Origin of the sequence: Kocuria sp. p3-SID1428 (assembly GCF_025149945.1) — a bacterium.
In the GTDB taxonomy this organism is placed as follows: Bacteria; Actinomycetota; Actinomycetes; order Actinomycetales; family Micrococcaceae; genus Kocuria.
Map to the genome: position 1 here is coordinate 1 of NZ_JALXVH010000043.1, position 21,211 is coordinate 21,211.

Genomic DNA, 21,211 nt, shown 5'->3' on the forward strand with positions numbered 1-21,211 from the left:
CGTGGAGAGCCCCTCCAGGAACGCCTGCTGCAGCTGCTGCTCATCCGTGGCCTGGTGGTAGGTGCCGCCGGTGACGCCCGCGATCGCGCCCAGGGCGACCTCGTCGGCGTCATCGGAGATGCCCAGAGTCACGATGCGCACGGGCTTGGCCGGGTCCTGCTCCCGCTCGAGCGTGCTGATGAGCTCCTCCATGCGCATGGGGTTGTCTTGGCCGTAGACCTGCTGGCCGCCGTCGGAGACCAGGATCACCGCGTTGAGCTGACCGGGCTGCCAGTTGCGCTGCTGCTCACGGAAGGCCGCGAGCGTGGTCTCGTAGAGCTCGGTCTCGCCGCCCTCCTTGTACTCGGCCTGGGCCATCTCCGCCTGGAGGGCCTCGCGCTGGGTGAGCCCGTCCTCGTCGGGGACCTCCTCCTCGATGCCGCGCACCGGCTGCAGCTCGATGTAGGGCTCTCCTTCGGGGCCCATGTCCCTGGAGAACAGCCACAGTCCCAGGCTGTCGCGGGCCGGGAACAGCTGTGCGCCCATGGACAGGGTGCCCATGGTGGAGTCCCAGCGGGTCTGGCCGCTGTCCTCCTCCTCGCCCATGGAGCCGGAGGCATCCACGACCACCAGCGCATTGAGGGGGGCCGACTGACGGTCGTAGGTCTCGGCCACCTGGTCGTAGGCGGCGCGATCCTCGATCTCGAGCCGTTCGGGGATCTCGATCGAGCGGTCGTCCTCGAGCGGTGCACCGTCGGCGGGGCGCAGGCCGGCATCGGCCAGGGCCTCGCGCCCCTCGTCGGTCTCGAACCAGGCGGCGATCTCGTCGGCGGCGGTCTGCACGGAGTTCGAGCTCGACAGCGAGCCGCTGGTGACCATCAGGGGGTAGTCCAGGAAGGCCGTGCCGCTGTCCGGCACGCCGGCGCGCAGATCGGAGGCGGCGTCGTCATCGAGCAGGTCGTGCTCGGTCACGATCGACTGGCCGCCGTCCTGCTCGAGGGCTTCGAGCAGCCCGGTCGCGTCCAGCAGCGGGGAGGAGACGTCCTGGGTCTGGGCGCGCAGCGTCAGCGCTTCCTGGGCCGCCGCGGGGTCGACCTTCTCGCTCTGCGCCTCGGCGGTCACCGCCTGCATGGCCGCCTGGGCGCCGCCGTCGTCGAGGGGATCGCCCATGCGGGCGCTGTTCTCCTCGAGCAGCTCGGTCCAGGTGCCGGGCAGGTCCTCGGAGCCGTCTGCGGAGGCCACGACGACGGGGGAGGAGGCCAGGGACGGGGTGTGCCTCTGCACCGCGTCGTCGAAGCCCGACTCCTCGACGCGCCCGGAGGAGTCCGGGATCCAGAGGGGCTCGAAGAGCTGGCCGCTGCTCGCGCGCTCGGCGGTCTGCGCGCTGGACTGCTCCACGACGTCCAGGCGGACGCAGGAGTCGGCTTCGATCGGCTTGTGCTCGAGCGCCCGGGCCATCTCGGGCGTGGCCGCCACGGCGATGCGCACGGTGGATTCGCAGGAGGAGGGGGTTCCGCCGGTCCCGCCGGCGGTCACGGCCCACAGCCCTGCACCGCCGACCACGAGAAGTCCGGCGGCGCCGACGATCGCCCAGCGGCCGCCGGACTTCGTCTTCTCCGCTTCGCGCGCGGCGCGGCGTGCATCGCCGTTGGTCATGGGTCTCTCCTCCCGGGGGAGCCGCTCTCACTGCCACATGAGAGGGGCGGGCACGCTGGCGAAGGGGGCCCGGGACAGCCGGGGTCGCAGCGCAGGCTGTTGCAGTCTGGCACGGGCCGGAGCAGAGGAGCAGGCTGTGGCCGTCCCCACTCCGGGGGAGCTCTGTCCCGAAAAGGGTCCTGCTCTGCGGTCAATGAATAATGTCCTATACGATGCGCTGCCTCCGACTCCTCGTCGAGCGAATGTGACGGAGCAGGCGAGGCAGGGCGGCCCAGCAGCGAGGCTGAGCGCCCGGTCGCATCGGGCGTGCTTTGTGATGCGCTCCGGGTGAGCCAGACTGAGGGGGTGATGGAAGAGCAGAGCAGCGCCCCAGCAGACGATCCTGTGCCGTCGGAGGCCGCTCAGGGGCCGTCCGCGTCCAAGGGCCGGGCGCCCACCATCTACGACGTCGCGCGGAGGGCGGGGGTCGCTCCCTCGACCGTCTCCCGCGCGTTCGCCCGCCCGGGACGCGTGTCCTTCGAGACCGCCGAGCGCATCCGCGCCGCGGCCGACGAGCTCGGCTACCGCGCCCGCACGATCACTCGGCGCACCGATGCCCGCGAGGGCACCCGCATGATCGCCCTCGTGCTCAGCGACATCTCCAACCCCGTGTACTTCGATCTGCTGCGGGGGGCCGAGGAGGCCGCCGCCGACGCCGACTACACGATCGTGCTGGCCAACTCGCAGGAGACCGTCAAGAAGGAGCAGGAGGCGCTGGGGCGGGTCCTGCCGCTCGTGGACGGCGTTCTGATGGTCTCCTCCCGCATGTCGGACTCCGCCGTGCGGATGACGGCCAAGCAGAAGCCCACGATCATGCTCAACCGGGCCGTCTCCGGGGTGGTCTCCGTGGTCACGGACAACGCCATGGGCACCCGTCGGGCCGTCGAGCACCTGGTCTCGCAGAACATCCGGGACATCTCCTACGTCGCCGGGCCGGAGGCCTCCTGGACCGACGGCATGCGATGGCGGGCCGTGCGGGAGACCGGAGCGGCGCTGCACGCGCGCATCCACCGGCTGGGGCCGGTCGCTCCCACGATCGCGGGCGGCCGGGCCGCAGCGCTGAGCTGGATGGAGCACCGCACTTCGGGAGTGATCTGCTACAACGACCTCATGGCGGTGGGGTTCGTGCGCACCCTGCAGGAGCACGGGCTCTCGGTCCCGCGCGACGCCGCGGTTATCGGATACGACAACATCATGCTGCTGCCGTACGTCTCCCCGAGCATGTCCACGATCGCCGCCCCCGTGCACGCGATCGGCGCCACGGCCACGAAGAACCTCGTGGCCATGATCCGCGGAGCCCAGCCGACCTCCAGCCGGCCCCTGGTCCTGCCGAGCAAGCTCGTGGTGCGCCAGTCGAGCCGGGTCCTGGAGACGCCCACGCTCAGACGGCGCTGAGACCGCCCGCCCCGAACGCCCGTTCCGGATAGGATCGGGACATGCCCAGGGTCAGCGATCAGTTCCGCGCCGCACGGCGTCAGGCCGTCCTGGACGCCGCCTCCGAGTGCTTCCTGGCCCACGGCTACCGCGGCGCCTCGATGCATCAGATCATCGCGGCCACCGGGCTCTCCGCCGGTGCGCTCTACCACCACTTCCCCGGAGGCAAGGCCGAGCTGGTCTCCGAGTGCGTGCGCACGGGCCTGAACGGCGTCCTGGAGGCCATCTCCCCGGCGGATCCGCGCACCGAGCAGCCGCAGGAGGGCTTCCAGCCCGATGCCTGGCTCGTGGGCGCGCTCGAGCAGCTGGCTGCCTCGCCGCGGCTGGCTCGGCTGCTGCTGATCACCTGGGCCGAAGCGGCCGTGGATCCCGCGGTCGCCGAGCTGATGGGCACCCACCAGGAGACGCTGCGCTCGGCGATCGACCGCGTCTTCGCCAACTGGGCCGTCGCCGAGCTGGGGCTGGCAGAGGCCAGCGCCCGACAGTGGGTCGAGATGTTCTCCCAGGCGGTGCTCTCCGTGCTGCAGGGCTGGGTCGTGCAGTCGGCGCTGCTGCCGGGCTTCGACCACGAGGCCTACCTGGACTACGCCCGCACCCTCGTGGCCTCGGACGAGGACTGAGCCGGGCCCTGCCGCAAGCCGGGCCCGCGCGCGTACTGTGAGGCCATGGAACCGAAGCCGCTGCCCTCGCCCGCCCTGCTTCCCTGGGAGGGGCGTGTCCCCGAGATCGCCCCTGACGCCTTCATCGCCCATACCGCCGTGCTGATCGGCGATGTATCGATCGGACCCGGCAGCGGCGTCTTCTACGGAACGGTCGTTCGCGGTGATCGCTCCGCGCTGCGACTGGGCGCAGGATCCAATCTGCAGGACAACTGCGCCGTGCACTCGGATCCGGAGCACCCCTGCACGATCGGCGACCGGGTCTCGGTGGGCCATGCGGCCGTGCTGCACGGCTGCACAGTGGAGGACGACGTCCTGATCGGCATGAGCGCCACCGTGCTCAACGGGGCGGTGATCGGCACCGGCTCTCTGGTCGCCGCCGGGGCCGTCGTGCTCGAGGGCACCGTGGTCCCGCCCGGCAGTCTCGTGGCCGGCGTGCCGGCCAAGGTGCGCCGCGAGCTCACGGATCAGGAGCGAGAGGCCGTGCGCAGCAATGCCGCCGAATACCTCGAGCTCTCCCGGCGCCACAGTCGCCTCCAGGACGAGGCCTGAGCCCTCCGCAGGACGGACGAGGGGTGCCGACGCGCTGAGTGTCGACACCCCTCGTCGTGGCGGGCGCCGGATGCCGGTCGTGGCTGTGCCGGCACCCGGTGCGGATCAGGCGCGGGCGGTGCGCTGTCCGATCGGCACGGAGATCCTCTGGCCCGCCTGGAGCGTGTACTCGGAGCCGTCGACGTGGATGGTCACCGGATCGGCGCCCTTGGAGGAGCCCTCCACCTCCAGGACCTCGTGGTCGATCCGGACGCTGAGGACCTGCCCGCGGTACAGGACCGTGAAGCTGACGTCGTGCAGCTGCGGCGGCAGGTGCGGGCTGAACTCGATCCAGTCGCCGCGCACGCGCAGGCCGGCGTAGGCCCGGGTCACGACCTCGACCGAGCCCGCCATGGCACCCAGGTGGATGCCCTCGCCGGTCGTCCCGCCCTGGGTGTCGTCCAGATCGATGACCAGCGCGTCCTGGAAGGAGGCCCAGGAGCGGTCCGGATTGACCCAGGCCTGCACGGAGGCGTTGACCACCTTGGACAGGGACGACCCGTTCGACGAGCGCTGGATGTAGTAGTCCACGGTGCGCTGGATGACGTCGTTGTCGACCTCGTAGCCCATGCGCCCGAGCTCCTCGATCACGCCCTCCGGGCCCAGCAGGTAGACCAGCATGATGGTGTCGGCCTGCTTGGAGAGCTTGTAGTTGTTCGTCATGTCGCCCTCGTTCTCCAGCAGGAGGTCCAGGCGGCCGATGTTGCGGTACTTGCCGCGGTAGAAGTCCCAGTCCAGCTCATCGAGGGAGTCGTAGCCGTCGTACTGGGAGATCGTGCCATCGGAGTTGAACGGCACCGCGAGCTTCTGCGAGACCTCGTGCCAGTGCTCGGCCTCCTCCGCGGTCACGCCGAAGCGCGCCGAGAGCTCCTCGCGCTGGTGCTCGACCATGTCCCGGAAGATGTGCGCCGAGTGGCGGAACAGCCACGCGGCCAGGACGTTCGTGTACGCGTTGTCCTTGAGACCGCCGCCGTGCTGGCCGCGGGGGCCGTCGTGGTACTCGTCGGGGCCCATGACGCCGCTGATGTGGTAGCGGCCGTCGGCCTCGTCGTACTCGGCCAGGGAGTCGAACAGGCGCGTGATGCCGATGATCAGGTCCGAGCCGTGGCCCGAGAGCCAGTCCAGGTCACCGGTGGCCTCGTAGTACAGCCACGCGTTGTAGGCGATGGCCAGGCCCACGTGGAACTGCCGCCACGAGTTGTCCGGCAGCCAGCGCTGCGAGTGGTGGTTGAACAGCTCGGGCGGGGTCTCCTCGCGGCCGTCCGAGCCCGACTGCCACGGGAAGGCCGCTCCGCGCAGGCCGAACTGGGTCGCGCGGTGCTGCGCCTCCGCCAGACGGCGCCAGCGGTAGGACAGCAGCGAGCGGGTCACGTGCGGCTGGTGCAGCGAGATCACCGGCAGGATGTAGAGCTCGTCCCAGAAGATGTGGCCGCGGTAGCCCTCGCCGTGCAGTCCGCGGGCCGGGACGCCGGCATCGCGCAGGGACATGTGCGGGGCCAGCGTCTGCGCCGTGTGGAACGTGTGCGTGCGCAGGGCCAGCTGGGTCAGCAGGTCCTCAGGGCGCTTGTCGATCTCCTCGTCCAGGGCGACGTCGTAGCGGCGCCACAGCTGCTCCCACTCGACCACATGGGCCTCGAGCAGCTGGCCGAAGTCCTGCGGGTTGCGGTTCAGCTGGGACAGGGCGCCCTCGCTCGGGGAGCCGATCGCGGCGTCGCGGCTGGTGACCACCGCGGTGGTCTGGGCCACGGTGACCGGCTCGCCCTTGCGCAGCGCGATCTGGAGGCGGCGGAACTCCGTGCCGCCGGGGCGGATCTCGCGGCGGGCGCGCACGGAGGCGGCCCCGTCCACGTGGGTGCGCTGGGCCGTGGCGATCTGGATCTGCGACTGGTTGGTGCGCACGAGCGACAGCAGCGTCTCCTGCTCGTCCGCCAGCGTGGTGGACTCCTCGAGCACCAGGTGGTGCGAGTTCAGCTCGCGGTACTCCTTGACGCCGTCGTTGACGACGCTGGGGTCGATGCCCGTGCGCACGTGGATGCGCCCGGTGAAGTTCTGCGACTCGAAGACGGTCTCCTGCGCGCCGATGTGGCGGTGGCGCAGGGAGACCAGGCGACGCTGGATGACCTTCAGCACGGCGCGCTCACCGGACTCGGCCGGGTCACCCTCGCGATCCGTCAGCGTCATGGTGCGGGTCAGCAGGCCGCGGCGCAGGTCGAGCTCGGTGCGCTCGTCGGAGTAGTCCAGCCCGCCCTCGGACAGCCACGTGCCGCCGGCGATGCGCACGTCCATGGTGGTCCAGTTGGGGACGTTGACCATGGACTCGTGCTCGACGTCCCGGCCGTTGATGTGGCTGACCACGCGGTTGAACACGCCGGCCAGGTAGTTGCCCGGGCTGTGCACGCCGTCCTGGGAGCGCTCGCTGTGGGAGCCGCGCACGCCCATGTAGCCGTTGGACAGCGTCATCAGGGTCTCGCGGCGGGCCTGCACGGCCGGGTCGAAGCCCTCGAAGACGAGCTTCCAGGGGTCGTCGCGGCGCGCGCCGAGGTCCAGCTCGCCGACGTCGTTCAGCACGACGTCCGCGCCGCCGCGGTAGAGCGCCTGGCGGTCGCCGTGGCGGGCGATGCCCACCACCAGTCCGAAGCCGCCTGCCGCGCCCGCCTGCACGCCGGCCACGGCGTCCTCGACGACGACCGCATCGGCCGGGTCGACGCCGAGCTCCTGGGCGCAGCGCAGGAAGGTGTCCGGGGAGGGCTTGCCGGGCAGGCCCTCGGCCTGGGCCATGGCGCCGTCGACGATGAAGTCGAAGAGATCGGCGACCTCGGCGCGCTCGAGCACCGTGGTCGAGTTGCGGGAGGCGGTCACCAGGCCCACGGGGACCTCGCCCTCGCGAAGGCGGCGGATCAGCTCGATCGTGGCGTCGAAGACGCGGACGCCCTTCTGCTCGAGCGCGGCGTTGAAGTAGTCGTTCTTCAGCGCGGCCTGGCCCTGGACGGTCCACGTGCCGGGGGCCTCGTCGTCCGAGCCCTCGGGCAGGAAGGCCCCGCGGGAGGCCAGCAGCGTGCGGATGCCATCCTCGCGGCGGCGGCCGTCGACGAAGTCGCGGTAGTCCCGGGAGATGTCGAACTCCCGGCGATCGATGGTGCCGTCGGACTCCAGGGCCTGGAGGCGCTCATCCGCCAGGAGGGCGTCGAACAGCGACTTCCAGGCGCTGGCGTGGACGGCCGCCGTATCCGTCACCACGCCGTCCATGTCGAAGATCACAGCGGCAAAGGTGGTCCGCAGGTGGTCCGCCGAGCTCTCGGCGGCGGGGCCGCCGGGATGGATCTGCTCGAGCGAAGCGGTGAAGGGCGATTCTGGGCGGGCGTTCACGGGCACTCCTGAGGGTCGTGCGCTGAGCCCGGGGCCGACCGGCAGGCAAGCCGGCGATGCTCGGGGTCAGGGCGCGGCTGTGCGTCTGGTCTGGCGGACTTCCCGCCCGCCGGCGGCGCGCTGGGCGCACATGCATGCCGGCGAAAGCAGGTCCCGGGCCACCCTACCGGCGCGAGGGCCTGGGCGCAGTCCCAAGCGGTATCCGGTCGGGCGCATTTCCGGAAGGCCCCGGCTCGGTCGCCGCGCAGGGCTCGGAGCGCGTTGAGCCGGAGCACTAGAGTGGGGGCGCACGCGCAGGATCGTCCGTCCAGATGAGGAGCCACGATGAGCCCCAGCCGCCCCAGCATCACCGATGCGCCGCTGTCCGAGGTTGACCCGGAGGTCGCCGCGGCGATCACCTCCGAGATCGGTCGTCAGCGCGACACCCTCGAGATGATCGCCTCCGAGAATTTCGCGCCCCGCGCGGTCCTCGAGGCCCAGGGCTCGGTGCTGACCAACAAGTACGCCGAGGGCTACCCGGGCCGCCGCTACTACGGCGGCTGCGAGCACGTCGACGTCGTCGAGAACCTGGCCCGCGATCGGGCCACCGAGCTGTTCGGCGCCTTCCACGCCAATGTCCAGCCGCACTCGGGCGCCCAGGCCAACGCCGCCGTCATGGCCGCCATGATGCAGCCCGGCGACACCCTCATGGGCCTGTCGCTGGCCCACGGCGGTCACCTGACCCACGGTATGAAGCTCAATGTCTCGGGCAAGCTCTACAGCATCGCTCCCTATGAGGTGGATCCCGAGACCCTGGTCCTGGACATGGACAAGGTCCGCGAGCAGGCCGTCGCCGCGCAGCCCAAGGTCATCGTGGCCGGCTGGTCGGCCTACCCCCGCCAGCTGGACTTCGAGGCCTTCCGCTCGATCGCCGATGAGGTCGGCGCCACCCTGTGGGTCGACATGGCGCACTTCGCCGGTCTGGTCGCCGCGGGGCTGCACCCCAACCCGGTGCCCCACGCGGACATCACCACCTCCACGGTGCACAAGACGCTGGCCGGTCCCCGCTCGGGCGTCATCCTGACCACGGAGGAGTGGAAGAAGAAGGTCGACTCCAACGTGTTCCCGGGCCAGCAGGGCGGCCCGCTCATGCACGCGATCGCCGCCAAGGCCGTGGCCTTCAAGATCGCCGGATCCCAGGAGTTCCGCGAGCGACAGGAGCGCACCCTCGAGGGCGCCCGCATCCTGGCCGATCGCCTGACCGCCGCCGATGTCACCGAGGCCGGCGTCTCCGTGCTCACCGGCGGCACCGACGTCCACCTGGTGCTCGTGGACCTGCGCGAGTCCGAGCTGGACGGCAAGCAGGCCGAGGACCTCCTGCACGAGGTCGGCATCACAGTCAACCGCAATGCCGTGCCGTTCGACCCCCGCCCGCCCATGGTCACCTCCGGGCTGCGCATCGGCACGCCGGCGCTGGCCACCCGCGGCTTCGGAGCCGCCGAGTTCGAGGAGGTCGCCGACATCATCGCCACGGCGCTGAAGCCCGGCCCTGACGTCGCCGCCCTGCGCGCCCGCGTCGACAAGCTGGCCGCCGACTTCCCGCTGTACGAAGGGCTTGAGAACTGGTGAGCGCACAGATCCTGGACGGCCGCGAGACCGCGCGGCAGATCAAGCGGGAGCTCGCCGAGCGCGTCGCCGCGCTGGGTGAGCGGGGCGTCGTCCCCGGCCTGGGCACCGTGCTGGTCGGCAACGACCCCGCCTCGCACTCCTACGTGGGCGGCAAGCACCGCGACTGCGCGGAGGTGGGGATCACCTCGATCCGCCGCGACCTTCCGGAGGACATCTCCCAGGAGGATCTCGAGGCCGAGATCACGGCGCTGAACCAGGATCCGGCGTGCACGGGCTACATCGTGCAGCTGCCGCTGCCGAAGCACCTGGACACGAACCGGATCCTCGAGCTCGTGGATCCGGACAAGGATGCCGACGGTCTGCACCCCACCAACCTGGGGCGCCTGGTGCTCAACGTGTCGGATCCCATGGACTCGCCGCTGCCCTGCACTCCGGCGGGGATCGTGGAGCTGCTGCAGCGCCACGGCGTCGAGCTGCGCGGCAAGGAGGTCCTCGTGGTCGGTCGCGGGGTGACCGTCGGGCGGCCTATCGGGCTGCTGCTCACGCGCCGCGAGATCAATGCCACCGTCACGCTGGCCCACACCGGGACGCAGGACCTGGACTCGCTGCTGGCCCGTGCGGACATCATCGTCGCGGCCGCCGGTCAGCCGCACATGATCGCCGCCGAGCAGATCAAGGAGGGCGCGGTCCTGCTCGACGTCGGCGTCTCCCGCGTGGAAGATCCGCAGACCGGCAAGAAGGTCCTCACCGGCGACATCGACCCGGCGGCTGCCGAGCGCGCCTCCTGGATGTCTCCCAACCCCGGAGGCGTCGGGCCCATGACCCGGGCCATGCTGCTCGTCAACGTGGTCACCGCCGCGGAGAGAGCGGCGCAGCAGGGCTGATCGCCGGCCGGAGGCGCTGCCGTCGTGGTTCCGCCTGCGGGCTCCGGCCCGCACTGAAGAGGCCTCTTCCGTGTGCCGTGCGCACGGAAGAGGCCTCTTCGTTTCGCCCATGGGGCGGGACGTCGGCGCGGGGCGGGTTCGCCGGGGGGCGAGAGCGGGGTGAGCTGATTCGCGGGCGCTGTGCCGATGCGGAACAATATGGGGCATGCAGCAGATCGGCACCGAGAACCCGCCCCGTCAGAGCACTCCCGCCTCCTCAGGCCGCACGGGGCTGTGGATCTCGCTGATCGGGATCGCGGCGCTCGTCGTGATCTTCGTGGTGGCCCTGCTGCAGGCGGCGAACGAGAGCTCGCTGCTCGGCTGGATCCTGGCCGGGATCGCGGCGGGCTGGCTGCTGATCGCCGCGTTCGTGCTGTGGTCGGTGCGCAAGGCCGCCCGCTTCGGCGCCCGCCAGATGGAGGAGGCCCAGCGCACCGCGCAGCGCGCCTTCGGACGGGCCCCGGCCGCCACGCAGAGCGCGCCGGCCCCTGACCGCTCGATCACCGACCAGAAGATCGAGCACTCCTTCCAGATCATCATGGTCCAGACGCGCATGATCACCGCCAACCTGCCGGCCGCCGACGGATCGGACCCGGGAGATCGCGCACAGGTGGAGCGCGCACTCGATACGATCGCCGTGACGGCCTCGAACGGCATGGGCATCGTGCAGGACTCCGCGGCCCCGGTGGACGGCGACATCATCGACTGACCCGGTCTCGTCGTCACCCGCCCGGTCCACGAGGCCGCCAGAGCGCAGCCGGGGAAGGCCTGCAAGGGTCGGTCCCGGATGTGAAGGCCGGCCAGGTAGTCGTCATGCCGCTGAGGCGGCGGATCAGAGCAGCTGGAGACAGCCAACGAGAGGAGCGCCGGTGAGCGCCGAGACCACCGCACAGCCCGCAGACCAGGAGGGCGCCTCCGTGCCCCGGGAGCAGCTGCTGCGCATCGCGAGCGTCAACGTGAACGGCATCCGCGCCGCGTACAAGCGGGGCATGGCCGAGTGGCTGGCTCCCCGCGACGTCGACGTCCTGTGCCTGCAGGAGGTCCGCGCTCCGGACTCCATCGCCCATGAGCTCCTCGGCGACGACGCCTGGGACATCCACCATCACGAGGCCGAGGCCAAGGGGCGCGCCGGCGTGCTGACCGCCGTGCGCCGCGACGCCCACGGCGGTGCGATCGTCCCGGAGGCCCGCCGCGAGGGCCTGGCCGAGGGCCTGAACGACTCCGGGCGCTGGGTCGAGGACGACCTTCGCCTCCCCGACGGCTCGCTGCTGACCCTGGTCTCGGCCTACGTCCACTCGGGCGAGGTCGAGACCCCCAAGCAGGTCGACAAGTACGCCTTCCTGGAGGCCATGCTCACCCGCCTGCCGGAGCTGACCCGCAGCGCCGACCACGTGCTGATCGTGGGCGATCTGAACGTCGGCCACACCGAGCTGGACATCAAGAACTGGAAGGGCAACCTCAAGAACTCGGGGTTCCTGCCGGAGGAGCGCGCCTACTTCGACCGGTTCTTCGGGGACCTGGGCTATGTCGACGTCGCCCGCCGCCTCGCCGGTGAGGTCCCCGGCCCGTACACGTGGTGGTCCTACCGCGGCAAGGCCTTCGACACCGACGCTGGATGGCGCATCGACTACCACATGGCCACCCCGGCGCTGGCTGATCGCGCCGTCCGGGTCGTCGTGGACCGCGCCCCGAGCTATGACACCCGGTTCTCGGATCACGCCGCGCTCGTGGTCGACTACCGGCTCTGACAGAGCCTGCGGCCGGCTCGAGCGCAGCCGCGTCCGCAGCCCTCGAATCATCCGCGACGACGGAGCCCGTCGTCCCCGCAGCAGAGAGAAGCACCTCCCGTGACCACCGCTGACATCCCGACCTCCACCACCAGGCCCCGCGTCCTGTCGGGCGTGCAGCCCTCGGCCGACTCGCTGCACCTGGGCAACTACGTGGGGGCCATCCGCAACTGGGTGGCCATGCAGGACAGCAGCGAGTGCGTGTTCTTCGTCGCGGACCTGCACTCGATCACCGTGGCGCAGGACCCGGCAGAGCTGGCCCGGCGCACGCGCGTGACGGCCGCGCAGTACATCGCAGCGGGCATCGACCCGGAGCGCTCCACGCTGCTCGTGCAGTCGCACATGCCGGAGCACAGCCAGCTCGCCTGGGTGCTCAACTGCATCACCGGCTACGGCGAGGCCGCGCGCATGACCCAGTTCAAGGACAAGTCCGCCAAGCAGGGCGCGGAGTCCACGAGCGTGGGGCTGTTCACCTACCCGGTGCTGATGGCCGCCGACATCCTCATCTACCAGGCCGATCAGGTCCCGGTGGGGGAGGATCAGCGCCAGCACCTCGAGCTGACCCGCAATCTCGCCCAGCGCTTCAACCAGCGCTTCGGAGAGACCCTGCGCGTGCCGGAGCCGCGGATCATGACGGAGACCGCCAAGATCTACGACCTGCAGAACCCCACGGCCAAGATGTCCAAGTCGGCCGAGTCGGAGAACGGCCTGATCCGCCTGCTGGACCCGGCCAAGAAGAACGCCAAGAAGATCAAGTCGGCCGTGACCGACGACGGCGCCGAGATCCGCTTCGACCGCGCTGCCAAGCCGGGCGTGTCCAACCTGCTGACCATCTACTCCTCCCTGACCGACCGGCCCATCGACGACATCGTGGCGGACTATGAGGGAAAGATGTACGGCCACCTGAAGGTGGATCTGGCAGAGGTCGTGGCCGAGACCCTCGACCCCATCCAGTCCCGTGCTCAGGAGCTGCTCGACGATCCTGCCGAGCTGGATCGCATCCTCGCCCGCGGGGCGGACAAGGGCCACGAGATCACCTCTCGGACGCTGTCCGAGGTGATGGACGCCGTCGGCTTCCTGCCGCCGGCGCGCTGAGAGCACCTTGCCCAGCTCGGCTCGCGGCCAGGGACCGCTGATCGACCTGGACCAGGCAGCGCGTCGGCCCCAGGCCGGCGCGGCCTCCTACGTGTTGGACCCGCCGGCAGTGCCTCCGGCGGCCGTGGACCGGGACGGGCTGCGTCGTGAGGCCAAGCGGCAGCGGTCCATCCTGCGGCTGAAGCGCCGCCAGGGAGCCGGGCTGCTCTCCCAGCTCGGCAGTCTCCTGGGCTGGGCTCTGGCCGCCGTGTGGACGCTGCTGCCCGGCCGGCTGGTCATGCACTACCTCTTCCACGGCGGGCCGCTGATGGCTGCCGGGCTGTCCTACAACATGCTCTTCGCCTCCGTGGCCGTGCTGGTCATCGGCTTCGCCCTCATGGGGCGCTGGCTCGGCTCGGACTCCGAGTTCCGGGACCTGGCGATCGATGCCGTGCAGCAGTCGGTGCCGGGGCTGCTGAACTCCGGGGACGGGGGCCTGATCCCCGTCTCCATGCTGGAGGCCACCCAGCCCTTCACCGTCACCTGGATCGTGGGCGCTGCCGTGCTGGGCTTCACCGCCTGGCGCTGGGCCGCGGGGATCCGGCTGTCGACTCGCCGGATGTTCGAGGTGCCGCCGTCGCGCGGAGCACCGGCAGCCGCCGTGCCGCGGGACATCCTGGGACTGCTCGTGCTGGTGGCGGTGCTGTCGATCTCCCTGGTGCTCAATGCCGAGGCCGCGGGTGTGCTGCGCCTGCTCGAGGACCAGGTGGATCAGGTGCCCGGGCTCAGCCCCCTGGTCCGCTTCATGGACGGCGAGGTCGCCTACGGGGCGGCCACAGCGGTCGGGGTCGGCGCCGATGCGCTCATGCTGTTCCTGATGTACCGCGTGGTCGCCCAGCTCAAGCCGTCGTGGTGGGTCATGACCTGCATGCTCATCCTCGGCGCCGGCGGCAACTACGTGCTGCGCGAGATCGGCGGCCTCGTCATCCAGGCCATGACCTCGAGCCCCTATCTGCTCTCGATCGCCATCACCGTGGGCGTCCTGCTGTGGTTCTACTTCTTCAGCCAGATCATCCTCGTCTCGGCGGCCTTCGGCGCCCTGGTCCAGGCCGACACCCACGGAGGCCACCCGCAGCCGGCGGGGGAGACCCGGGCGGTGGCCGCGGTGGCTGTGAAGACCCTCGATCACGTCAGGGCCCAGGAGCGCGGCCTGCTCTGAGGAATCGCTGCGCGCTGCAAGAAGCTCCTGCAGGGCGCCCCGTCCCGGCTCCGCGCAGCCTGTGTAAGCCCTGCGCCGCCTGCACAGAGCGACCCTTCGATTGAGGCCGCACCACCGCAGCCCATCATTGCTGAGGGGCTGTGGTGGTGCGGCTTCGGCGGGACGATGGGGACAGTGCGGAGCGGGGCCGGAACGGCAGGGAAGCGCCGAGCCCCGCCGGTCAGAGGACCGACGGGGCTCGTGGCTGTGGCTGGGCGCTTACTCGGGCGCTGGTCAGCGGGAGATCACATGGAGGTGGCCAAGGCCGCCTGCTTGACCTCGGCGATGGCCTTGGTGATCTGGATGCCGCGGGGGCAGGCCTCGGTGCAGTTGAAGGTCGTGCGGCAGCGCCACACGCCCTCCTTGTCGTTGAGGATCTCCAGACGCATGTCGCCGGCCTGGTCGCGCGAGTCGAAGATGAAGCGGTGCGCGTTCACGATCGCGGCGGGGCCGAAGTACTGGCCGTCGGTCCAGAACACCGGGCAGGACGACGTGCACGCGGCGCACAGGATGCACTTGGTGGTGTCGTCGAAGCGAGCGCGGTCCTCGGGGGACTGGTAGCGCTCGTACTCGGGCTCGTTGTCCTCGTTGATGAGGAACGGCATGACCTCGCGGTACGACTGGAAGAACGGCTCCATGTCGACGATCAGGTCCTTCTCGCAGGGCAGGCCCTTGATCGGCTCGATCGTCAGCGGCTTGGACAGGTCCAGATCCTTCAGCAGCACCTTGCAGGCCAGGCGGTTGCGGCCGTTGATGCGCATGGCATCCGAGCCGCACACGCCGTGCGCGCAGGAGCGGCGGAAGGACAGCGAGCCGTCGATCTCCCACTTGATCTTGTGGAGGCAGTCCAGCACGCGGTCCGTGCCGTACATGGTGAGGTTGAACTCGTCCCAGGTGACCTCGGAGGAGAACTCGGGATTGTAGCGACGCACGCGCACCGTGACGTCGAAGGACGGGATCGACTCCGACTGGGTGGTCTCGTCGGTCTTCTCAGCAGCGGCAGTGGACATCAGTACTTGCGCTCCATCGGCTCGTAACGGGTGAAGATGACGGGCTTTGTCTCCTGGCGGATGCCAGCGGTCTCGGAGGACGGGTCGTCGTAGACCATCGAGTGGACCATGAAGTTCTCGTCATCGCGGTCGGGGAAGTCCTCGCGGGCGTGACCGCCGCGGGACTCCTCGCGGTGCAGGGCCGCCACCGACATGACCTTGGCGAGCTCGAGCAGGAAGCCCAGCTCGACGGCCTCCAGCAGGTCCAGGTTGTAGCGCTTGCCGCGATCCTGGATCGAGATGCGGGAGTAGCGCTCCTGCAGCTTCTCGATGTCCTGCAGGGCCTGCCAGATGGAGTCATGGGTGCGGAACACCTGCATGTTCAGGTCCATGGTGTCCTGCAGGTCCTTGCGGATGGCGCCGATCTTCTCGTCGCCGTGATCCGAGCGGGCGTTGTCCAGCAGAGCCTCGGTACGCGCGATGGCGTCATCGGGGATCGGCAGGAACTCGGCGCGCGCGGCGTACTCGGCGGCGAAGATGCCTGCTCGCTTGCCGAACACGTTGATGTCCAGCAGCGAGTTGGTGCCCAGGCGGTTGGAGCCGTGCACGGACACGCAGGCGACCTCGCCGGCCGCGTACAGGCCGGGGATGGTCTTCTCGGAGTTCTCGAAGACCTCGCCCTTGATGTCCGTGGGGATGCCGCCCATGCAGTAGTGGGCGGTGGGGAACACCGGGATGGGCTCCGTGTACGGCTCCACGCCCAGGTAGGTGCGCGCGAACTCGGTGATGTCCGGAAGCTTCTCGTCGATGTGCGAGGGCTCCAGGTGGGTGAGGTCGAGCAGGACGTAGTCCTTGTTCGGGCCGCAGCCGCGTCCCTCGCGGACCTCGTTGGCCATGGAGCGGGCCACGATGTCTCGGGGTGCGAGATCCTTGATCGTGGGGGCGTAGCGCTCCATGAAGCGCTCGCCGTCCGCGTTGCGCAGGATGCCGCCCTCGCCGCGGGCGGCCTCCGAGACGAGGATGCCCAGGCCGGCCAGGCCCGTGGGGTGGAACTGCACGAACTCCATGTCCTCCAGCGGCAGGCCGCTGCGGAAGGCGATGGCCATGCCGTCGCCGGTCAGCGTGTGGGCGTTGGAGGTGGTCTTGAAGACCTTGCCGGCGCCGCCGGAGGCGAAGACGACCGACTTGGACTGGAAGACATGCAGCTCGCCGGTGGCCAGCTCGTAGGCCACGACGCCCGCGGGGCGTCGTCCCTCAGGGGTGTCCACCATGATCAGATCGAGCACGTAGAACTCGTTGTAGAACTCGATGTTGTGCTTGATGCAGGCCTGGTAGAGGGTCTGCAGGATCATGTGGCCGGTGCGGTCGGCGGCGTAGCAGGCGCGGCGCACGGGGTTCTTGCCGTGGTCGCGGGTGTGCCCGCCGAAGCGGCGCTGGTCGATCTTGCCCTCGGGCGTGCGGTTGAACGGCAGGCCCATCTTCTCGAGGTCCAGGACGGCCTCGATGGCCTCCTTGGCCATGACCTCAGCGGCGTCCTGGTCCACCAGGTAGTCGCCGCCCTTGATCGTGTCGAAGGTGTGCCACTCCCAGTTGTCCTCCTCGACATTGGCCAGAGCGGCGCACATGCCGCCCTGCGCCGCGCCGGTGTGGGATCGGGTGGGGTAGAGCTTGGTGAGGACCGCGGTGCGGGAGCGCTGGCCGGACTCGAGGGCTGCGCGCATCCCGGCGCCGCCGGCGCCGACGATCACGACGTCGTACTTGTGAACCTGCATTCCAGTGTTCTTTCTGTAGGGAGTTCGTGGGATCAGCTGCGCTCGGCCGCCGCGTGCTCGCCCGACGTCATCGGCGGGCTGTGCTGCGGCGGCCGAGGGTCAGCTCGCGGTGCAGAAGCTGGCCAGCAGCTCGGGATCCGCGCCGGAGGGGCAGGGCTCGAAGGTGAAGATCACCATGGTGCCGAGCAGGATCGTGAAGGCGACCGCCACGAACAGGGCGACCTTGAGCCAGAAGCGGACGCCGCCGCGCTCGGCGTAGTCGTCGATGATCGTGCGCATGCCGTTGCCGCCGTGCAGCAGGGCCAGCCACAGCAGCAGCAGGTCCCAGACCTGCCAGAACGGATTGGCCCACTTGCCGCCGACGAATCCGAAGTCGATGGCGTGGACGCCGTCCTCCGGGGCGATCAGGTTGACGAAGAGGTGGCCGAACACCAGGACCAGCAGCACGAGGCCCGAGATGCGCATGTAGAGCCATGCCAGCATCTCGAACTTGCTGCGACCGGAGGTGGAGCGGTTGTACTTGACGCCGGCGACCTCGCGGTCGTTGCTGCGAGGGACGGCGATCTTGGACTTCAGCGGAGTGCTCATGTGTGTGGATCCCCTCGCGATCAGTGGATGAACATGTTGGACACGTGGACGATGGCGAACGGCACCATCACGACCAGCCAGGCGATGGCCACGGCCCAGAAGAGCTTCTTCTGGTGCTTGGCACCGTTCGACCAGAAGTCGACCAGGATGATGCGCACGCCGTTGAACGCGTGGTAGACGATGCCCGCCACCAGGCCCATCTCGCCGATGCCCATGATCGGGTTCTTGTAGGTCGCCATCACGGCGTTGTAGGCCTCCGGATCCACGCGGACCATGGCCGTGTCCAGGACGTGGACCAGGAGGAAGAAGAAGATGCCCACGCCGCTGATCCGGTGGGCCACCCACGACCACATGCCGAATCCTCCGCGATAGAGGGTGCCCGATCCGATCTTCCCGGCGGATTCCGGCCGGGTCCGGACCGCGGGTGCTGTGGTCGCCACGATGTGATACCTCCCTGTATCGCCTCAGACCGGCTTCCCGTGCGGGATCTCGACGGGCACGTCCGCGTGCCGGCGGCCGAGCGCCTGAGGCCTGTTGCATGGAATTGTCAGCGGATTCACGGGTCACACTACCAGTCGGACGCCTCCGCGGCGGCCACTTGGCGACGAGGTGTCAGTCGCCTCACGGTGCGGTTTCACGCGGATCCGAGTCCCTCCGTCGACCCACCGCGGCGGCTGAATCATCCCGACGGCTCGGCGTCTCGCGACCCGGACGCCGCCGAACGGTGGACGTCCCCGGCGGGCGGCGCGGGGCCGGGCGCAGAGCCGCGGCAGATAGCATGCGGTCCGTGACGGAACCTCTAGAGCATTTCCACCCCTTCATCCCCGCCGGCGGTGTGGGGTCCCGGCTGTGGCCCCTCTCGAGGGCGGACGCGCCCAAGTTCCTGCTGGATCTCACCGGCTCGGGCTCGTCGCTGCTGCGGGCCACCTACGACCGCCTGGCGCCGCTGAGCGGCAGCCCCATCATGGTCGTGACCGGACGCAGCCATGCCGGCGCCGTGGGCCAGCAGCTGCCGGAGCTGTCGGCCGAGGACCTGGTCCTGGAGCCGTCGCCGCGCGATTCCGGGGCCGCGATCGGGCTGGCCAGCATCCTCCTCGAGCGCCGCGACCCGGGGGCCGTGATCGGCTCCTTCGCCGCCGATCACGTGATCGAGCCTGCCGAGGTCTTCCAGGAGGCCGTGCGCGAGGCCGTGCTGACCGCCCGCACGGGCAAGGTCGTGACCATCGGCATCCGCCCGACCGCTCCGTCGACCGGCTTCGGCTACATCAAGGCAGGCAAGCCCCTCGACGTCGACGGAGCCCCGTCGGCCCGCGACGTCGAGCAGTTCGTGGAGAAGCCGGATGAGGACACCGCGCGCTCCTACGTGGCCAGCGGCGACTACCTCTGGAACGCCGGCATGTTCGTCGCCCCGGCCGCCCTGATGATGGAGCATCTGCAGGCCAATGAGCCGGAGCTGTTCACGGGGCTGTCCGAGATCGCGGATGCCTGGGGGACCGCGGCTCAGGACGAGGTGATGGCCCGTGTCTGGGAGCAGCTGCCCAAGATCGCGATCGACTACGCCGTGGCCGAGCCGGCGGCGGCCGTCGGCGACGTCGCCGTGGTCCCGGGCTCCTTCTCATGGGACGACGTCGGGGACTTCGCCGCCATGTCGCGGCTGAACCACCCTGGGGAGTCGGACGACGTGGCGGTGCTGGGCGAGAATCCCCGCGTGCTCGTGGACAGCTCCTCCGGGATCGTGGTCTCGGACACCGGTCGGGTGATCGCGCTGATCGGCGTGGAGGACATCGTGGTGGTGGACACCCCGGACGCCCTGCTGGTCACCACTCGCGAGCACGCGCAGCGCGTGAAGGAGACCGTCAGCTCGCTCAAGGCCGCCGGCGACACCGACGTCCTGTGACGCCTGCCCCGGCGGCCGTGGCGCGCGGGCTCCCGCAGCGGGGGACCGCGTGCCGTGGTCGTGAGGCTCGCGGGTCCGCCGTATCCTGAGGCAATGTCCGAGACCCCCTCAGCAGGCGCGCGCAGCCCCGAGACCACCGGCCACCGCTCCGACGAGGCCGGCCAGGCCCTGGTCATCGCCCCGCTCGTGCGCCGCTTCCTGCCGCACCTGATCGACTTCCGGCGCGACCTGCACACGCATCCGGAGCTGTCCTACCGGGAGCACCGCACGACCGAGCGCCTGATGGCCGAGCTCGAGGCCGTGGGGCTGCAGCCAGTCCGGCTGCGGAGCACCGGCTGCTACGTGGACATCGGTACCGGCGAGCTGTCGGTCGCCCTGCGCGCGGACATCGACGCCCTGCCGATCGAGGAGGCCACGGGCCTCGAGTTCTCCTCCGAGAACCCCGGGGTGGCGCACATGTGCGGACACGACATCCACACCACCATCATGCTCGGCGTGGCCACGGTGCTGGCGGATCTCAACCGCACCTCGGCGCTGTCCGGGCGGGTCCGGGTCCTGTTCCAGCCGGCCGAGGAGCAGCTGCCCGGCGGGGCCCTGACCGTGATCGAGCAGGATGTCCTGAAGGGCGTTCCGCGGATCTTCGCGCTGCACTGCGAGCCCAAGGTCGACGTCGGCCAGGTCGGCACGCGCATCGGGGCGATCACCTCGGCCTCTGACACGGTGCGTCTGCGCCTGTCCGGAGCCGGCGGGCACACCTCGCGCCCGCATCTGACGCAGGACCTGGTCTTCGCCATGGCCCAGATCGCGATCAACGTCCCGGCGATCCTCTCCCGGCGCATCGACGTCCGCTCGGGCGTCCAGGTGGTGTGGGGGGAGATCGGCGCGGGCGTGGCCCCGAATGCCATCCCGTCGGAGGGCACCCTGGCGGGGACCATGCGCTGCCTCGACGCCGAGGCCTGGCACCAGGCGGGCGAGCTGCTCGATCAGGTCGTCGAGGATGTCGCCGCACCCTACGGAGTCACGGTGGACCTCGAGCACGTGCGCGGCGTGCCGCCGGTGGTCAACGGCGAGCTCGAGACCACCATGATCGAGAACGCCGCCCGCGCGGAGCTGGGCGAGGACGCCGTGGTGCTCGTGGAGCAGTCCATGGGCGGCGAGGACTTCGCCTGGTACCTCCAGGACGTCCCCGGCGCCATGATGCGCCTGGGCACCCGCACCCGGGGCGGTCGGACCCACGACCTCCACCAGGCCGACTACATCGCCGACGAGGAGGCGATCTCCTGCGGCATCCAGGTCATGGCCAGCACCGCCCTGCGCGCCGTGACGCACCATGTGAGAGCATCCGCCGGCAGCTGAACGCCCTCCGTCGAAGCACAGGAGAAACCCATCCCCTGTCGATGAGACGCCCCCCCCTGAAGGTCTTGTCGCAGGGCAGCGCAGGAGCCGCCCACTCCCATGACATCCCCCCACACCCACCCCAGCGGCAGGGCGGTGACGAGCCGTCGCCGCGAGCATCGACCCGAGTCCGTGGCGGCGGCGCTGGCCGTCGCCGTGCTGCTGAGCTCGTGCTCGGCACCGCGCGCCCCCGCCC

17 protein-coding genes are annotated in these 21,211 nt (G+C 70.3%); 11 read left to right on the forward strand and 6 right to left on the reverse strand.

All coding sequences use genetic code 11. From position 1 onward, the window contains the following. Positions 1-1,635: substrate-binding and VWA domain-containing protein (locus M3E84_RS09540; RefSeq protein ID WP_259895955.1), on the reverse strand; the 1,635-nt coding region annotated here is incomplete at its 3' end. Between the two features lie 348 nt (positions 1,636-1,983). Here M3E84_RS09540 and M3E84_RS09545 point away from each other — a divergent pair. From M3E84_RS09545 to M3E84_RS09555, 3 genes are read left to right on the forward strand one after another with little or no spacing between them, the layout of a single operon-like run. After that, entirely contained in the window at positions 1,984-3,069 is a 1,086-nt protein-coding gene (locus M3E84_RS09545) for a LacI family DNA-binding transcriptional regulator (protein WP_006215522.1), read from the forward strand. Positions 3,070-3,110: 41 nt separating this feature from the next. Continuing rightward, positions 3,111-3,728, forward strand: a complete 618-nt coding sequence (locus M3E84_RS09550; protein ID WP_259895956.1) for a TetR/AcrR family transcriptional regulator — start codon at positions 3,111-3,113, stop codon at positions 3,726-3,728. A 45-nt stretch (positions 3,729-3,773) separates the two neighbouring features. Next, positions 3,774-4,319: a gamma carbonic anhydrase family protein gene (locus M3E84_RS09555; protein WP_259895957.1), complete on the forward strand. Its 546-nt coding sequence runs from the start codon at positions 3,774-3,776 to the stop codon at positions 4,317-4,319. A 105-nt stretch (positions 4,320-4,424) separates the two neighbouring features. On the opposite strand, the gene M3E84_RS09560 is transcribed toward M3E84_RS09555, so the two are convergent. Continuing rightward, positions 4,425-7,724 carry a beta-phosphoglucomutase family hydrolase gene (locus M3E84_RS09560; RefSeq protein WP_259895958.1) on the reverse strand — a complete coding sequence of 1,100 codons (3,300 nt, stop codon included), beginning with the start codon at positions 7,722-7,724 and terminating at the stop codon, positions 4,425-4,427. Positions 7,725-8,048: 324 nt separating this feature from the next. On the opposite strand from M3E84_RS09560, the gene glyA reads away from it, so the two are divergent. From glyA to M3E84_RS09590, 6 genes are all read left to right on the forward strand, one after another. After that, positions 8,049-9,332 carry a serine hydroxymethyltransferase gene (gene glyA / locus M3E84_RS09565; RefSeq protein WP_259895959.1) on the forward strand — a complete coding sequence of 428 codons (1,284 nt, stop codon included), beginning with the start codon at positions 8,049-8,051 and terminating at the stop codon, positions 9,330-9,332. Beyond that, positions 9,329-10,216, forward strand: a complete 888-nt coding sequence (locus M3E84_RS09570; RefSeq protein WP_259895960.1) for a bifunctional methylenetetrahydrofolate dehydrogenase/methenyltetrahydrofolate cyclohydrolase — start codon at positions 9,329-9,331, stop codon at positions 10,214-10,216. The genes glyA and M3E84_RS09570 overlap by 4 nt, the downstream gene beginning before the upstream one ends. A gap of 205 nt (positions 10,217-10,421) precedes the next feature. After that, positions 10,422-10,964 carry a hypothetical protein gene (locus M3E84_RS09575; RefSeq protein ID WP_259895961.1) on the forward strand — a complete coding sequence of 181 codons (543 nt, stop codon included), beginning with the start codon at positions 10,422-10,424 and terminating at the stop codon, positions 10,962-10,964. 280 nt (positions 10,965-11,244) lie between these two features. Further along, positions 11,245-12,003, forward strand: a complete 759-nt coding sequence (locus tag M3E84_RS09580; RefSeq protein ID WP_396415602.1) for an exodeoxyribonuclease III — start codon at positions 11,245-11,247, stop codon at positions 12,001-12,003. Positions 12,004-12,102: 99 nt separating this feature from the next. Then, entirely contained in the window at positions 12,103-13,137 is a 1,035-nt protein-coding gene (trpS, locus tag M3E84_RS09585; RefSeq protein WP_259895962.1) for a tryptophan--tRNA ligase, read from the forward strand. 7 nt (positions 13,138-13,144) lie between these two features. Continuing rightward, a complete protein-coding gene (locus M3E84_RS09590) occupies positions 13,145-14,335 on the forward strand; it encodes a YihY/virulence factor BrkB family protein (protein WP_259895963.1) in 1,191 nt (396 codons plus the stop codon). 284 nt (positions 14,336-14,619) lie between these two features. On the opposite strand, the gene M3E84_RS09595 is transcribed toward M3E84_RS09590, so the two are convergent. From M3E84_RS09595 to sdhC, 4 genes are all read right to left on the reverse strand, one after another. Then, a complete protein-coding gene (locus tag M3E84_RS09595) occupies positions 14,620-15,384 on the reverse strand; it encodes a succinate dehydrogenase iron-sulfur subunit (protein ID WP_259895964.1) in 765 nt (254 codons plus the stop codon). Then, positions 15,384-17,135: a succinate dehydrogenase flavoprotein subunit gene (gene sdhA / locus M3E84_RS09600; RefSeq protein WP_259895965.1), complete on the reverse strand. Its 1,752-nt coding sequence runs from the start codon at positions 17,133-17,135 to the stop codon at positions 15,384-15,386. The genes M3E84_RS09595 and sdhA overlap by 1 nt, the downstream gene beginning before the upstream one ends. Positions 17,136-17,234: 99 nt before the next feature. Further along, positions 17,235-17,723 (reverse strand): succinate dehydrogenase hydrophobic membrane anchor subunit, encoded by a 489-nt coding sequence (locus tag M3E84_RS09605; protein WP_259895966.1) that lies wholly within the window; start codon positions 17,721-17,723, stop codon positions 17,235-17,237. Positions 17,724-17,743: 20 nt separating this feature from the next. Then, positions 17,744-18,076, reverse strand: a complete 333-nt coding sequence (sdhC, locus tag M3E84_RS09610; RefSeq protein WP_396415603.1) for a succinate dehydrogenase, cytochrome b556 subunit — start codon at positions 18,074-18,076, stop codon at positions 17,744-17,746. Positions 18,077-18,501: 425 nt separating this feature from the next. Between sdhC and M3E84_RS09615 the strand changes: the two genes are divergently transcribed. Then, positions 18,502-19,620 carry a mannose-1-phosphate guanylyltransferase gene (locus M3E84_RS09615; RefSeq protein ID WP_259895968.1) on the forward strand — a complete coding sequence of 373 codons (1,119 nt, stop codon included), beginning with the start codon at positions 18,502-18,504 and terminating at the stop codon, positions 19,618-19,620. A gap of 93 nt (positions 19,621-19,713) precedes the next feature. Then, positions 19,714-20,976 (forward strand): amidohydrolase, encoded by a 1,263-nt coding sequence (locus M3E84_RS09620; RefSeq protein WP_259895969.1) that lies wholly within the window; start codon positions 19,714-19,716, stop codon positions 20,974-20,976. Positions 20,977-21,211 lie beyond the last annotated feature (235 nt).